Source organism: Devosia sp., assembly GCF_040509215.1.
In the GTDB taxonomy this organism is placed as follows: domain Bacteria; phylum Pseudomonadota; class Alphaproteobacteria; order Rhizobiales; family Devosiaceae; genus Devosia.
Window position 1 is genome coordinate 1 of the sequence record NZ_JBEVLL010000116.1, and the last position, 13,796, is coordinate 13,796.

The 13,796-nt window shown below is 62.6% G+C and carries 19 protein-coding genes; 8 read left to right on the forward strand and 11 right to left on the reverse strand.

What is annotated here, in order from left to right; all coding sequences use genetic code 11:
- The 3 genes from gatB to ABW043_RS06555 all read right to left on the reverse strand — a co-directional run.
- On the reverse strand, window positions 1–1,376 hold a 1,376-nt coding region (gene gatB, locus ABW043_RS06545), incomplete at its 3' end, for an Asp-tRNA(Asn)/Glu-tRNA(Gln) amidotransferase subunit GatB (protein ID WP_353920417.1).
- An 89-nt stretch (window positions 1,377–1,465) separates the two neighbouring features.
- Window positions 1,466–1,975: a GNAT family N-acetyltransferase gene (locus ABW043_RS06550; RefSeq protein WP_353920418.1), complete on the reverse strand. Its 510-nt coding sequence runs from the start codon at window positions 1,973–1,975 to the stop codon at window positions 1,466–1,468.
- Between the two features lie 24 nt (window positions 1,976–1,999).
- Window positions 2,000–2,317 carry a chorismate mutase gene (locus ABW043_RS06555; RefSeq protein WP_353920419.1) on the reverse strand — a complete coding sequence of 106 codons (318 nt, stop codon included), beginning with the start codon at window positions 2,315–2,317 and terminating at the stop codon, window positions 2,000–2,002.
- A gap of 259 nt (window positions 2,318–2,576) precedes the next feature.
- Here ABW043_RS06555 and ABW043_RS06560 point away from each other — a divergent pair, with 259 nt between their 5' ends.
- Window positions 2,577–2,834 carry a YjhX family toxin gene (locus ABW043_RS06560; protein ID WP_353920434.1) on the forward strand — a complete coding sequence of 86 codons (258 nt, stop codon included), beginning with the start codon at window positions 2,577–2,579 and terminating at the stop codon, window positions 2,832–2,834.
- A 71-nt stretch (window positions 2,835–2,905) separates the two neighbouring features.
- On the opposite strand, the gene ABW043_RS06565 is transcribed toward ABW043_RS06560, so the two are convergent.
- The 7 genes from ABW043_RS06565 to ABW043_RS06595 all read right to left on the reverse strand — a co-directional run bounded on the left by ABW043_RS06565 (window position 2,906) and on the right by ABW043_RS06595 (window position 7,170).
- A complete protein-coding gene (locus ABW043_RS06565) occupies window positions 2,906–3,223 on the reverse strand; it encodes a hypothetical protein (RefSeq protein ID WP_295411978.1) in 318 nt (105 codons plus the stop codon).
- Window positions 3,224–3,353: 130 nt separating this feature from the next.
- Window positions 3,354–4,838: an Asp-tRNA(Asn)/Glu-tRNA(Gln) amidotransferase subunit GatA gene (gene gatA / locus ABW043_RS06570; protein WP_353920420.1), complete on the reverse strand. Its 1,485-nt coding sequence runs from the start codon at window positions 4,836–4,838 to the stop codon at window positions 3,354–3,356.
- A complete protein-coding gene (locus tag ABW043_RS06575) occupies window positions 4,831–5,310 on the reverse strand; it encodes a hypothetical protein (protein WP_353920421.1) in 480 nt (159 codons plus the stop codon). Before ABW043_RS06575 ends, gatA begins: the two co-directional genes overlap by 8 nt.
- Window positions 5,298–5,792 carry a hypothetical protein gene (locus ABW043_RS06580; protein WP_353920422.1) on the reverse strand — a complete coding sequence of 165 codons (495 nt, stop codon included), beginning with the start codon at window positions 5,790–5,792 and terminating at the stop codon, window positions 5,298–5,300. The genes ABW043_RS06575 and ABW043_RS06580 overlap by 13 nt, the downstream gene beginning before the upstream one ends.
- Window positions 5,789–6,271 (reverse strand): GNAT family N-acetyltransferase, encoded by a 483-nt coding sequence (locus ABW043_RS06585; RefSeq protein ID WP_353920423.1) that lies wholly within the window; start codon window positions 6,269–6,271, stop codon window positions 5,789–5,791. Before ABW043_RS06585 ends, ABW043_RS06580 begins: the two co-directional genes overlap by 4 nt.
- A 2-nt stretch (window positions 6,272–6,273) precedes the next feature.
- Window positions 6,274–6,561, reverse strand: coding sequence for an Asp-tRNA(Asn)/Glu-tRNA(Gln) amidotransferase subunit GatC (gatC, locus tag ABW043_RS06590; RefSeq protein WP_353920424.1), 288 nt, complete (start codon window positions 6,559–6,561; stop codon window positions 6,274–6,276).
- Window positions 6,562–6,648: 87 nt separating this feature from the next.
- A complete protein-coding gene (locus ABW043_RS06595) occupies window positions 6,649–7,170 on the reverse strand; it encodes a hypothetical protein (protein WP_353920425.1) in 522 nt (173 codons plus the stop codon).
- A gap of 70 nt (window positions 7,171–7,240) precedes the next feature.
- On the opposite strand from ABW043_RS06595, the gene ruvX reads away from it, so the two are divergent.
- A complete protein-coding gene (gene ruvX, locus ABW043_RS06600) occupies window positions 7,241–7,693 on the forward strand; it encodes a Holliday junction resolvase RuvX (RefSeq protein WP_353920426.1) in 453 nt (150 codons plus the stop codon).
- On the opposite strand, the gene ABW043_RS06605 is transcribed toward ruvX, so the two are convergent.
- A complete protein-coding gene (locus ABW043_RS06605; protein ID WP_353920427.1) occupies window positions 7,682–8,629 on the reverse strand; it encodes an AraC family transcriptional regulator in 948 nt (315 codons plus the stop codon). The two genes, ruvX and ABW043_RS06605, sit on opposite strands and share 12 nt — an antisense overlap.
- A gap of 108 nt (window positions 8,630–8,737) precedes the next feature.
- On the opposite strand from ABW043_RS06605, the gene ABW043_RS06610 reads away from it, so the two are divergent.
- The 6 genes from ABW043_RS06610 to plsY all read left to right on the forward strand — a co-directional run bounded on the left by ABW043_RS06610 (window position 8,738) and on the right by plsY (window position 13,717).
- A complete protein-coding gene (locus ABW043_RS06610; protein WP_353920428.1) occupies window positions 8,738–9,568 on the forward strand; it encodes an NAD(P)H-binding protein in 831 nt (276 codons plus the stop codon).
- The gene (locus ABW043_RS06615; RefSeq protein ID WP_353920429.1) at window positions 9,568–9,963 is read left to right on the forward strand and encodes a DUF4345 domain-containing protein; all 396 of its coding nucleotides are present in this window, start codon (window positions 9,568–9,570) and stop codon (window positions 9,961–9,963) included. The genes ABW043_RS06610 and ABW043_RS06615 overlap by 1 nt, the downstream gene beginning before the upstream one ends.
- A gap of 112 nt (window positions 9,964–10,075) precedes the next feature.
- Window positions 10,076–11,038, forward strand: a complete 963-nt coding sequence (locus tag ABW043_RS06620) for an aspartate carbamoyltransferase catalytic subunit (protein WP_353920430.1) — start codon at window positions 10,076–10,078, stop codon at window positions 11,036–11,038.
- The gene (gene pyrC / locus ABW043_RS06625) at window positions 11,035–12,327 is read left to right on the forward strand and encodes a dihydroorotase (protein WP_353920431.1); all 1,293 of its coding nucleotides are present in this window, start codon (window positions 11,035–11,037) and stop codon (window positions 12,325–12,327) included. The genes ABW043_RS06620 and pyrC overlap by 4 nt, the downstream gene beginning before the upstream one ends.
- Before the next feature lie 91 nt (window positions 12,328–12,418).
- Window positions 12,419–12,919, forward strand: coding sequence for a DUF1993 domain-containing protein (locus ABW043_RS06630; protein WP_353920432.1), 501 nt, complete (start codon window positions 12,419–12,421; stop codon window positions 12,917–12,919).
- A gap of 186 nt (window positions 12,920–13,105) precedes the next feature.
- Window positions 13,106–13,717, forward strand: a complete 612-nt coding sequence (plsY, locus tag ABW043_RS06635) for a glycerol-3-phosphate 1-O-acyltransferase PlsY (protein WP_353920433.1) — start codon at window positions 13,106–13,108, stop codon at window positions 13,715–13,717.
- Window positions 13,718–13,796: the final 79 nt, after the last annotated feature.

The following is a 13,796-nucleotide window of genomic DNA, read 5'->3' on the forward strand; positions in this document are numbered from 1 at the left end:
GCCACCTGATCGGGATTGGCCGCGATGATTTCGTCGACGATCTTCTCGATCGCGCCGAGATCGGTCACCTGCTTGAGGCCACGGCGTTCGACGATCTCGGCCGGATCACCCTCGGGCTCCTCGGCAATGAGTATCTGCAGCACGTCCTTGCCGCCCTTGGACGAGATCGTGCCACCGGCGATGAGATCGACGAGGCCAGCGATCTGGGCCGGCTGCAAGTGCGTTTCCCACACGGCGAGGCCCTGGCTGTTCGCAAAGGCCGCCACGTCGGCATTGAGAACGTTGGCCACGGCCTTGCCGTCGCGCTTGCTGCCGCCAAAGGCCACGCAGGCCTCAAAGTAGTCGGCAGTTTCGCGGTCGAGCGTCAGCACCATGGCGTCATAGGCAGTCACGCCATAATCGGCGATGAACCGTGCCTGCTTCTCGTCCGGCAATTCGGGCAGGTGCTTGCCGAGTTCGGCGACAAAAGCATCGTCGAATTCGAGCGGCAGCAGGTCGGGATCGGGGAAGTAGCGATAGTCGTGCGCTTCTTCCTTGGAACGCATCGAGCGCGTTTCACCGAGCTTGGGGTCGAACAGCCGCGTTTCCTGATCGATGGAGCCGCCGTCTTCCAGAATGTCGATCTGGCGACGCGCTTCATATTCGATGGCCTGGCCGGCAAAGCGGATCGAGTTGACGTTCTTGATTTCGCAACGCGTGCCGAATTCACCGCCCGGGCGGCGCACCGACACGTTCACGTCGGCACGCATGGAGCCCTGCTCCATATTGCCGTCGCAGGTGCCGAGGTAGCGCAGGATAGTACGCAGCTTGCCCAGATACGCCTTGGCCTCTTCAGACGAGCGCAGATCGGGCTTCGACACGATTTCCATCAGCGCCACGCCAGAGCGGTTGAGGTCGACAAAGCTCATGTTCGGATGCTGGTCGTGGATCGACTTACCGGCGTCCTGCTCGAGGTGCAGGCGCTCGATGCCGATCTCGATCTGCTCGCCATCGACGTCGAGCAGAACCTTGCCCTCGCCGACGATCGGGTCCTTGAACTGGGAAATCTGGTAACCCTGCGGAAGATCGGGGTAGAAATAGTTCTTCCGGTCAAACACCGAGCGATTGTTGATCTTGGCCTTGAGGCCAAGGCCGGTGCGCACAGCCTGGCGCACGCATTCCTCGTTGATGGTTGGCAGCATGCCGGGCATGGCCGCATCAACGAAGCTCACATTGGCATTGGGCGGATTGCCGAAGGCCGTCGAAGAGCCCGAGAACAGTTTCGACTCGCTCGTGACTTGTGCGTGCACTTCCATGCCGATGATCACTTCCCAATCACCGGTCGAACCGGAAATCAGGCGCTTCTTGTCAGGGGTGCGGGTGTCGACGAGGGTCAATTCAATGTCCTGAAAGGCGAGGCAAATCTAGGTAAGTGCTTACTTATGTTGGCGCGGCGATGCAACCGAATAGCCCGGTTCCGAGCCCCTCAATCCTCGCCGATTTCACCGGCAAAGGGTTGCAGCTCCTTTTCGAGGTGCACGCTCGTGAACGGATCGTGCCCGCTCCGCGGCTCTCCGCGCAGCGCCAGGATATGATAGCCCTGCCGCTCATAGAAGCGCACCGCCCGCACATTGTCGGCCGGTGTTTCGAGATGCACGCGGCTGGCGCCCTGCAATTCGAGGATTATTTCCATCCGGCTAAGCAGGCTTGCGCCAATGCCGTGGCCCTGCATGTCGGGCATCACGAATAGGTAGGGAACATAGCTCCGCTGCGCGGACCGCGAACACCAGCCAACCACGATGCCGTCGATAGTGGCGACGATCGTGTTCTGCCAGTTCATCGCCGAAGCCTGCGAAAGCCGGGCCCGCTCGCTTTCGCGCTGTCCGGGCCGTTCGTCCAGCAGCGGCCGGATACCGGTGTCCCAAGCCGCGAAAGCAATGTCGGCCATGCGCGGGGCGTCGGATATTTCGGCCTTCCGAATTTCGATCACCGCCACGCCCGCCTCCCGTTACGTCCGCTGCTACCGCGCCCGGCGACGAGCGGCGATAATGCCCTTTTCGTAGTTCACGTTCCAGTCGATCAGGGTCCGCCACAAGAGTTCGGCCTGGTCTTCGTCAAGTTCAAGGTCACCGCTGCGCGTCCGCACCTTGGAGATGACCGCCTCGATCCGCGCCGGGTCATAGGCCTCGTGCGGATCGGTTTTGATCTCGGCCATTCTTGTCACATAGCGATGACGCTCGGCAAGCAGGGCCAGCAGCCCCTGGTCGATACGGTCGATCTCGGCCCGCACGTCATCCTTGCTTTCACATTCGGCGGGCAGTTTGGCGGCAGCGGTCACGGTCTATCCTCGAAGTCTGGCGTCTGTTGCTGGTTTGCACCGCCATGGCCACGATTTCAACCGCTGCTTTCGCAGATTCTGGACGGCGTGGCCGAGCGGCGGTAAACATATGTCATGTCTAGTCAGTCTGAGATTGCATAGGTCCCCGTCCAATCGCGACGGGGCAGAATGAACCGACCAGCCGCCGAGCGTGATGCCGGCGATTGGCCATGTTTGTTCGCGCGCGGAACAGCGCGCTTGCTCAGGCTTCAGACTATCAATGGACATTTCCCGAGACGAACAGCGCGTGCTCCATGCACTCGCTCAGGGCGGCTATATCACTGCCATCAAAAATGAACGCGGCAAGATCACCGAGTTCGAATTCATCAACCGCGAAGGCTGGCAAATCGGCGGCTTCACGCCCCTGCTCTTCTCCAAACTCAAGGCGAAGAAGGCCATCAAATCGCAAGGCGGCAAACCCTATCGCATTACCAGACGCGGCTTGGAGCTGGTGCGAAGTCAGGTCGATAATCGATAGGGCTACGCGGCGCCGGCAAAAGCAAAAGGCCGAGACATGGTCTCGGCCTTTTCTTCACTTCATTCGGCAATTCAGTGCTTGGTCACTTCGCTCAGCGCAGCGGCGATGTGTTCCCATTCGGCGCTGACGCTTGCCGTTGCGCGGCGCTTGCCGGCGCGGCGATACCAGTAGTCAGCATTGCCCATATCGGCTTCGATCCAGTGCATGAGCGCATGAACCCAGTCGAAAGCCTGCACGCCTTCCATCGCCTGGACGATGTTGTGCGCCTTTTCCCATTCGGGACCGACACGCAGTTCACCCTTTTTCAGCCACCACAGAGCCTGCAGAGGCATGCCCATGTCCTTGGGCGGCTCGGACCAGTCGATCGTTGTGAAAATATCTATGGCCATCGGCGAAATTCCTGTCGGCCCGGACGCTGCCACAGGGCGCGTCACTACCAGTTTCAACTTGTGCATGGGGCGCAAATAGTGCGGAACGGCGGCGCAATCAAGCGCCGCCATTGCCGGACGTCTATTCCGCCTACCACCAGCGGGTGGGTGCGAAGTCGGTACCGGTGCTCTTTTCGATCACGCGAGCAGCCGCAAACAGCGTCTCTTCGTCGAACGGCTTGCCGATCAATTGGAGGCCCAGCGGCAGGCCCTTGCCGTCCTTGCCTGCCGGCACGGCAATGCCCGGAAGGCCGGCCATGTTTACGGTCACGGTGAAGACGTCGTTGAGATACATAGCCACGGGATCGGCCGCCAAGGCTTCATCGCCAATCGCAAAAGCGGCCGACGGCGTCGCCGGTGTGAGGATCGTGTCGACGCCAGCGTTGAAGGCGTCTTCGAAATCCTTCTTGATCAGCGTGCGCAGCTTCTGTGCCTTAACGTAATAGGCGTCAAAGTAGCCGGCCGAGAGCACATAGGTGCCGATCATGATGCGGCGCTTCACTTCACGGCCGAAGCCGGCGGCGCGGGTCAGTTCATAGAGGTCGGTGATGTCCTTGCCCGAGACGCGCAGGCCATACTTCACGCCGTCATAGCGGGCGAGGTTGGACGAGGCTTCGGCCGGCGCCACGATGTAGTAGGCCGGAAGCGCGTACTTGGTGTGCGGCAGCGAAATGTCTTTTACGACAGCGCCTTCGGCCTTGAGCCATTCGAGACCCTGGTTCCACAGCGCCTCGATCTCGGCCGGCATGCCGTCCATGCGATATTCGCGCGGCACGCCGATGGTGAGACCCTTCACGCCGCGTTCGACGGCAGCGGCGAAATCAGGAACAGCCAGATCGACGCTGGTCGAATCCTTGACGTCAAAACCCGACATCGACTGCAGCATAAGCGCCGCATCTTCCACGGTGCGGGCGATCGGACCGGCCTGGTCGAGCGAGGAGGCAAAAGCCACCGTGCCCCAGCGCGAGCAGCGGCCATAAGTCGGCTTGATGCCCACGGTGCCGGTAAAAGCAGCCGGCTGGCGGATTGAACCACCGGTATCGGTCGCCGTCGCACCGGCGCAGAGCCATGCTGCGACAGCCGAAGCCGAACCACCCGAAGAACCGCCCGGCACGAGGTTGGCATTGCTGCCTTCGGCGCGATAGGGATTGACCACCGAACCATAATAGCTGGTCTCGTTGGACGACCCCATGGCGAACTCGTCCATGTTGAGCTTGCCCAGCATCACGGCGCCATCGCGCCAGAGATTGGCCGTCACGGTGGATTCATATTCGGGTTTGAAGCCATCGAGGATGTGGCTTGCCGCCTGCGTGTGCACGCCCTTGGTCGCGAACAGATCCTTCACGCCCAGCGGAATGCCTTCCAAGAGCCCAGCCTCGCCCCTCGCCAGTTTCGCGTCGCTGGCCTTGGCCATGTCGCGCGCCTGATCAGGCGTCGTCGCCACATAGGCGTTGAGCTTGTCATTGGCAGCGTCGATGGCACCGATATAGGCCTCAGTCAGCTCCAGGGCGGTGAAGCTCTTGTTTTTGAGGCCCGTGCGGGCATCGGCGAGGCTCAGCTTGGTCAGTTCAGTCAACGGTAATCTCGCTCAGATTGTCGCAGCGCGTATAAATTGTCGTGCCTGATGGCACTATGGCGTCGGCCGATTCCGCCTCTTCGGGCTCATAATTCATCGCCCACGTGATATCTGCGGATGACGCCACCTGTATCTCGGTTTCCGAATACGGCGTTACGGCCAGGATGTCAGGATAAATTTCGCCCGGCAGCTCGCAGATCGCATCAATAAACAGATGCGAGGAGCCCTTCCGGCTTTTGACGTCGAAGAAGTTGCAGTGAAACTCCATCGACTGGATGCCCTTGGAAAAATCCAAGGCCAGGAAGTCGAGGTCCATGAAAGCGTCGATGCCCTTGTCCTCGATCATGCCGCACGCCTTGGCGTCGCTGACATAGATCTTGGTCTGGTCGATGCTGAGGTCTTCCTGTGCAAAGGCCGGAATGGCGGCCAGCATGACGCTCGAAAGCGCCAGAGCGCGAACTATTCCGCCCATGCCTTTGCCTCCTCGGTCAGCGCGTCACAGCGCGAATACAATCCCGCATAATTTTCATAGTCGGGCGGGGTCGCGTCGGACCGCATCGAAACGATCTCGACCTTCTCGCCGATTTCATGCTCGACCCCGTCGTCACCAAACGACTGGTTTATGCCAAAACTGTCCGCCTCGATCACCACCTGATCGAGAAAATCGATCTCAAAGCCGTGACAACGCGCGGTGGCGAGAATCTCCGGCCCGCCACCAAAGACGCCGGTGATTTCCTGCACATTGTAGAGACGGCAACCCATTTCGCCAGCAAGGATAGACTGCCGCGGCAACACCAGCCAGGCGTCTTCCTCAAACAGCAGATCCATGACCGGCTTTTCGCCGGCCCGTTCGCAAACGGCAGGGTTGGACACGTAGGCAGCGCCATAATAGTCGGCGGCGAGGGCCGAACCCATCGCCACAACGGTAAAAGCTGCCGCCCAAAGCGCCCTCATGCCGCCTTCTCCGCATCGAGCCGCAGCTCGAAGAATGCCGACCATTCGCTATCTGGATAGTCGAGGAAAGGCCCGCGTGACACGAATCCGTAACGTTCATAGAGCCGATGGGCTTCAAGCATGCCGTCGCCTGTGCCGGTTTCCAGCATCACCACCGGCATGCCGCGCTCCCGCGCCAGCTCGACGATCCGCTCCAGCAATTGCCGGCCGACGCGTTGCCCGCGCACTTCCGGCACGGTGAACATGCGCTTGACCTCGCCCAGTTCTGGCCCGTGCGCCTTGAGCGCACCCATGCCCACCGCAGCGCCGCTCTCATCCCGCGCCACGAACAGCGTCGTATCGCTGTCGGCCATCTGTTCCACGCTCATCTTGAACTGGAATTCCAGCGGCGACAGCGGCAGCAGATGGTCGTTGAGGCGCGCAACGAGCGCCCGCACGTCGTCCTGCAGAGGCGTTTCGACGGCGATCGAGATCGCCATTTTTATTCGACCACCTTGGGGACCATGAAGAAGTTATCTTCGGTCAGCGGTGCGTTCTGAACGATTCTCTCGGGATAGCCGCCGTCGGTCACCACGTCATCGCGGCGACGCAGCTTCATCGGGGTCACCGAGGTCATCGGCTCGACGCCATCGACGTTCACTTCGCCGAGCTGTTCGACAAACCCCAGAATCGCATTGAGCTCATTCTGATAGCCTGCAACTTCGTCTTCTTCGATACGGATACGGGCAAGGCGCCCGATGCGCTTGACGGTGGCGGCGTCGACAGACATGGCAAACTCCAGCGAATAAGGCCTTCTTTGCCGCTTCATTAGCAATGCAGGCACCCAAAAGACAATGAAAATGCCTTATGCGTGGGATCAGACTTCCACAGCCAATCCACGTTCAAGCGCGATAAGCCCCGTCCCATCGAGCCGATCCCGCAGCGCATCAAAGGCCGCATCCACTTCCGACTCGGTTCCAGCCAGCGCAATCAGCCGCGGCGCGGAGCGCCCGAGCAGCGCCCCACCGCGCTCCGCCAGTCCTTCACCGACGAGCACCACCACCGCCTGCCCGACCCAACGCCCGACTGCCGCGAACTCTTCCCGGGCCAAAACCAATGGCGCCTCCCCATCGGCGTCGATCACCAGCGCCCACTGCCCCAGCCCGACCACCTCCGGCTGCCGCATGGCCTCATCCACCTCAAGCATCCGCAACGGCGCCCGCGGCTTCCATTCGGCATTCACGCCGCTCACCGCCCCGGCAAACGCCACGACAATATCCGCCCCACTCACCAGCTCCGCCCGATCCACCCCCGGCAACGCCCCCTCGCCCTCCACAACCACAATCGCTCCGGCCGCATGAATGCGAAACGTATCATCTCCGAACCAGGTGAGTTTCATCCGTCAGTCCCATCGCCAAAGTCTGCCCATGAGCCTATAGGACAGACCGATCCACAACCGCGAGCCCCATGTGACCGAGACCGACCCGCTAGACGCCATCCCTGCCACGGGAAAAATCCTCGGGCTCGACCTGGGGACCAAGACCATCGGCGTCGCGGTTTCGGATGGCATGCGGTATTCGGCCACCCCGCTCGAAACCATCAAGCGCACGAAATTCACCCAGGACGCCGAGCGCATTGTCCAGCTCGTTGCCGAGAACAATGCGGTCGCCCTGATCCTCGGCCTGCCGCTCAATATGGATGGCACCGAGGGCCCGCGCGTCCAATCGACCCGCGCCTTCGCCCGCAATCTCAGCCAAAAGCTCGACCTGCCGATCGCCTTCTGGGATGAGCGCCTTTCCACCGCGGCCGTCACCCGCATGATGATCGATGCGGATCTTCGCCGCGACCGCCGGGCCGAAGTCGTCGACAAACTCGCCGCCAGCTACATCCTGCAGGGCGCGCTGGACCGCCTACGCCGCTAGGCGACGAACCGTCACCGGCGCCTCGCCAAACAGTTTTCGGAATGCCCGCGAGAACGCCGCCTCCGATTGGTAACCGCTGGCTTTCGCGATGCGCGACACCGGCTCTCCAGTATCGACCAGTTTCAGCCGCGCCAGATGCAGCCGCCATTGCGCGAGATAAGTCATCGCCGGCTGCCCGACGAGATCGGTGAACCGCGCCGCAAAGCCCGAGCGCGACATGCCTGCCTCCCGCGCCAGCCCGGCCAGCGACCAATCTGCCTCGGGGCGCCGATGGATCAATGCGAGCGCCCTGCCGATCTGAGGGTCACGCAGCGCCGCCAGCCAGCCCTGGCGCGCTTCGGGCGCCGTGTCGAGCCATTCGCGAACGGCCTGGATCACCAGAATATCCGCCAGTCGGGTCATTACCGTTTCCCCGCCGGGCCGCAGCGACGTTGCCTCGCGCGCAATCAGCCCCAGCGTACTCTGTACCCAGGCATCCAGCGCTTCATCCCAAGCCTGGATGAGAATTTTTCGCGGCAATAGATCGAGCAGCCGCTTCCCAGCCACATGGTCGAACTGGACCACCCCGGCCATTGCCCGCACCAGTTCACCACCGCCACCCAGCGTCATGATCTCATAGCGCTCGCTGATCTTTTCGACCGGCAGATCAAACAGCGGCACGCTTGCGACGCCCGATCCACTCAGCAGCCGAAATTCCTGCCCTTGTGGCAGCACCAGCATGCTCCCCGCCTTGAGCACGATTTCCTCGCCATCCACCTCGGCCACGCCCTGCCCCTCGGTAACGATGACGAACATCATCGACTCGACGAGCCGCGGCATGTCGATGCCCCAGGGCGCCGTCATGGTCGCCCGGCAATAAAGCGTCCCGGTAAGGCGCAGCATATGCAGCACCTCACCCAGCGGGTCGGAAAGCGGCGCAGGCTGAAAGCAATCCATGGCAACACCGTCAGTTTGGACGATCTGCAAAATAGTGCGGACTTCACGTGATTGATAGTCCCAACCACCGCCCCAAATCTCCCCTGTCATCAAGAGGAGATTTTCACAGTGACAACCGACAACCCCATTCTCGTTATCGGCGCCACCGGCAAGACCGGCGCCCGCGTCGCCGCCCGCCTCGCCACCCTGGGCCATCCCCACCGCGCCATCTCGCGCCGCTCCGAGCCCGCCTTCGATTGGGAAAAGCCCGAAACCTGGGCGCCAGCCCTTGAGGGCATGAAGAGCGCCTACATCACCTATGTCCCCGATCTCGCCGCCCCCGAAGCCCAGGAAAACATCCGCCGTTTCGCCGAAGTGGCAAAAACCGCCGGCCTCAAAAAGCTCGTCCTCCTCTCCGGTCGCGGCGAACACGGCGCCGAACTGTCCGAAGACGAGATCCGCAAAAGCGGCCTCGATTTCACCATCGTTCGCGCCAGTTGGTTCAACCAGAATTTCGACGAAGGCTTTTTCCACTCGTCTATCCTCGATGGCGTCATCGCCCTGCCCGCCGGCAACCGTGTGGAACCCTTCATCGATGTCGACGATATCGCCGAGGTCGCCGTAGCCGCGCTCCTCGACGACAAGCACAATGGCGAAACCTACGAAGTCACCGGCCCCCGCCTTCTTACTTTTGCCGACGCCGCTGCCGAGATCGCCGCGGCCAGCGGCCTGCCCGTCAGCTATGTCCCCATCGACGGCCCCACCTTCCACGCCGCCTTGCTGCCCGCCGTCGGCCCCGAAATCGCCGATCTCATGACCAATCTCTGCGCCGAAGTGTTTGACGGCCGCAACGAACGCCTCAGCGATGGCGTCCAGCGCGCCCTCGGCCGCCCCCCGCGCGATTTCTCCGACTATGTGAAAACCGCAGCCGCCCGCGGCGCCTGGCGCAAGGCCGCGTGATGATCCGGCTCACGCAGGCCTATCTCGCGCTCGCGGCACTTACCGCGCTGTTCGTCGGCCTCGGCATGCTCGCCATGCCGACTGCCTTCTACGGCAGCTACGGCATCGACCCGACACTATCCCCGAGCCTTGCCAGCGAACTCCGCTCCCCCGGCGTCTTGCTGACAACCATCGGCCTCTTCTTCGCCTATGGGATTTTCTCACCCCGATGGCGCAATCTGGCTATCTGGGCTGCGGCAGTCTTCTACCTCGGCTACGCCACCGCCCGCACCCTCTCGCTGGCCTTGGACGGCGTGCCATCCACCGGCCTTCTCGCCGCCGGTGCCTTCGAACTCGCCCTCGGCCTCGCCGCGGCAGGTCTCCTCATCACCCGGCGCCGCACCATCACGGCATAAAAACCCGGCGCCGACCACCGGCCGGCGCCCCAACATCCGTTGAAAACCCAATCATGGGTTGAACGTGTCGCCCCCCTCGGATAGACCGCAGCAAATCTGAAGGGATCCGAGCATGGCCGACACGCCCGCCAGCACCTCCGGCGACTTCCCCCCGTTCCGCCAACGACACCTCATTTCCATTGCTGATCTCAAACAGCACGAAATAATTGACCTGCTGGACCGCGCCGAGCGCATGGTCCCGGTCAGCCGGCAGGAGCGCAAATCGCTCCCCACCCTATCCGGCAAAACCCAGATTAATTTGTTCTTTGAGCCGTCCACCCGGACGCAATCGTCCTTCGAGATCGCGGGGAAACGCCTCGGCGCTCTCGTCGTCAACATGTCGGTGAAGACAAGCTCAGTCTCTAAGGGCGAAACCCTTGTCGATACTGCCGCCACGCTCAACGCGATGCGCCCCGACGTGCTGGTGGTCCGTCACGGCGCGGCCGGCGCGGTAGAGCTTCTCAGCCAGAAAGTCGGGTGCTCAGTCATCAATGCCGGCGACGGCGCCCATGAGCACCCAACCCAGGCCCTCCTCGACGCCCTGACCATCCGCCGCCACAAGGGCCGCATTTCCGGCCTCACCGTCGCCATCTGCGGCGACATCGCCAATTCCCGCGTCGCCCGCTCCAATCTGCTGCTGCTCGGGGCGCTCCATGTCCGCACCCGCGTCATCGCCCCGCGCAATCTGCTGCCCCCTGGCATCGAACACCTCGCGACCGAGGTCTTCACCGACATGGAAGAGGGCCTCAGGGGCGTCGACGTGGTGATGATGCTCCGCCTCCAGCACGAGCGCGCCAGCGGCAAGATGATCCCCTCGGTCCGCGAATATTACCGCTTCTACGGCCTCGACGCCGAAAAGCTCGCCTTTGCCAATCCCGACGCCATCGTCATGCATCCCGGCCCTATGAACCGCGGTGTCGAGATCGATCCGGCCATTGCGGATGGTGCCCGCTCGGTCATCACCGATCAGGTCGAAATGGGCGTTGCCGTCCGCATGGCCGTCCTCGACGCGCTGCTCTCGGGAGATCAGGCATGACAAGACCCCTGCTCATTGAAAATGCCCGCATCGTCGATCCCGCCTCGGGCACCGACCAGCGCGGCGCCGTGCTGATCGAAAACGGCCGCATTACTGATCTTGCCCTCGATGGTCCCGTCGGCGTGCCCGACGACGCCGAGGTCATCAACGCCAATGGCCTCGTCCTCGCCCCCGGCCTCATCGACATGCGCGTCTTCACCGGCGAGCCTGGCTGGGAATATCGCGAGACCCTGGCCTCAGCCGGCGAAGCCGCCGCCGCCGGTGGCGTCACGTCCTTCGTCATGATGCCCGACACCATGCCTGCCGTAGACGATGGCGCTGTTGTGGACTTCCTTGTCCGCCGCGCCAAGGCGACATCCAAGGTCAACATCCTCCCGGCCGCCGGCATCACCAAGGGTCTTGCCGGCAAGGACCTCACCGAATTCGGCCTGATGCGCGAGGCGGGCGCCGTCTGCCTCTCCGATGGCCGCAATTCCGTCCAGTCCACCGCGCTGCTGCGCACCGCCATGTCCTATGCCGCCAATTTCGACATGACCATCGTCCACCACACGGTGGACCTGAGCCTTGCCGGCGAAGGCGTGATGAACGACGGCCTCTTTGCCACCGTGCTCGGATTGAAGGGCATTGCCCGCGAAGCCGAGACCATTCCCCTCTCGCGCGACCTGCAACTGGCTGCCCTCACCGGCGTCCGCTACCACGCCGCGCAAATCTCCACCGAAGGCTCGGTCGAGATCGTCAAGGCCGCTAAATCGCGTAACCCGCGGATTACCGCCGGCATCTCGATCAACAATCTCTGCCTCAACGAAAACGACATCGGCCGCTATCGGACCTATTTCAAACTCGGCACGCCGCTCAGAAGCGAAGATGATCGCCGCGCCGTCATCGAGGGCCTGCGTTCCGGCGTGATCGATACGATCCATTCCGATCACGATCCGCAGGACAGCGAAGTCAAGCGCCAGCCCTTTGCCGAAGCGTCCACGGGTGCCATTGGGCTTGAAACCCTGCTCGCCGCCGCGCTCCGCCTCGTCCATTCCGACGACGTGCCGCTGCTTACCGTGTTGAAAGCCATGACCAGCCGCCCCGCCGAAATCCTCGGCCTCGAAGCCGGCCGCATCGCCAAGGGCGCACCGGCCGACCTGATCCTCGTCGATCTCGACTACCCCTGGCAGGTCAACGAAAACGAGCTTCGCTCGCGCTCCCGCAACACCAGCTTCGAAAATGCCCGCCTCGCCGGCAAGGTCATGCGGACCATTGTCGCTGGCGAAACAGTATTTTTGCATAAGGACTAGCAAACACGCCCTTCCGGGGCGCACGCCAAGCACCTATCTTGCGGCACGGGCGGCATTGAGCTTCCCGTGCTTTTCCTTTTTGGTGTTCCCAATGACGCTGTCCATGTATTCGGCCTCGGTGCCGGTCTTTTCGCGCATGCTCAAAAACCTGCTGGCCGTTTTCGAAAAGGCCGAGGCTTTTGCGGCCGAGCACAACATCGACCTCCAGACCCTCGTCGAAACTCGTCTCGCCCCCGACATGATCCCGCTCAGCGGCCAGGTGCAGATCGCCACCGACGGCGCTAAGGGCGTCTCCTCGCGTCTCGCCCAGAAGCCCCTCCCGAGCTGGGCCGACGACGAAGTCACCTTCGCCGACCTCAAGGCACGCCTCCAGAAGGGCATCGACTATCTAGCGACCTTCTCCCCCGAGGAGTTCGTCGGCTCCGACGACCGCACCGTCACCATCAAGATCGGCGGCCAGGATACCGAGCTGACCGGCGAGACCTACCTCCTCAACCGCGGCCTGCCGAACTTCTACTTCCACGTCACCACCGCCTACGACATCCTCCGCCACAAGGGCGTGCCGATCGGCAAGCGGGATTATCTGGGCTAAGCACGCTCCGCCCATCCACGGTGTCATTCCCGCGAAAGTGGGAATCTCTGTTTCAGAGCCAACGGAGATCCCCGCTTTCGCGGGGATGACACCGAGGTAGGGGTAGACTTTCCTCAACTCCCCATCATCGGGCTCTTGCCCCTTCCCCGCCCCAGCGCTACTCCTCTCGGTAATAAGGGAGAAACCATGCCGACCGATATCCTGCCGCTCATTCTGGCGCTCGTCCTCGGCTACCTCGCCGGTTCCATTCCCTTCGGCCTGATCCTCACCCAGGCAGCCGGCCTCGGCGATATCCGCAAGATCGGTTCTGGCAATATCGGCGCCACCAATGTGCTGCGCACCGGCAACCGACCCGTAGCCGCCGCCACTCTCGTTCTCGACGCCCTCAAGGCCGCCATCCCCATCCTCGTCGCTCGCTATTTCTGGGGCGAAGACGCCGCAATGCTCGCCGCCGTCGGCGCCTTCCTCGGCCACTGCTTCCCCGTCTGGCTCGGTTTCAAGGGTGGCAAGGGCGTTGCCGTCATGATTGGCTCGCTGCTTTCCCTCGCCTGGCCCGTCGGCCTTATCTTCTGCGCCGTCTGGCTGCTCATCGCCTACACCCGCAAGATTTCCTCGCTCGCCGCGCTTACCGCCGCCGCGACCGCCCCGATCTTCGCCTATGTCGTCGTTGGCACTACCGGCCTCACGCTAACCGTTCTAGGCCTCGCGCTCCTCCTCTTCTTCCAGCACCGCGAAAACATCGCGCGCCTCCTCAACGGAACCGAGTCGACCATCGGCGGCGACAAGAAGGCGGGCTGACCATGCGGGCCCGCGTGATGCCCATGCTCACGCCGGCCCAACGCACTGCCTGGCTGCGGCTTGTGCGCAGCGACAATGT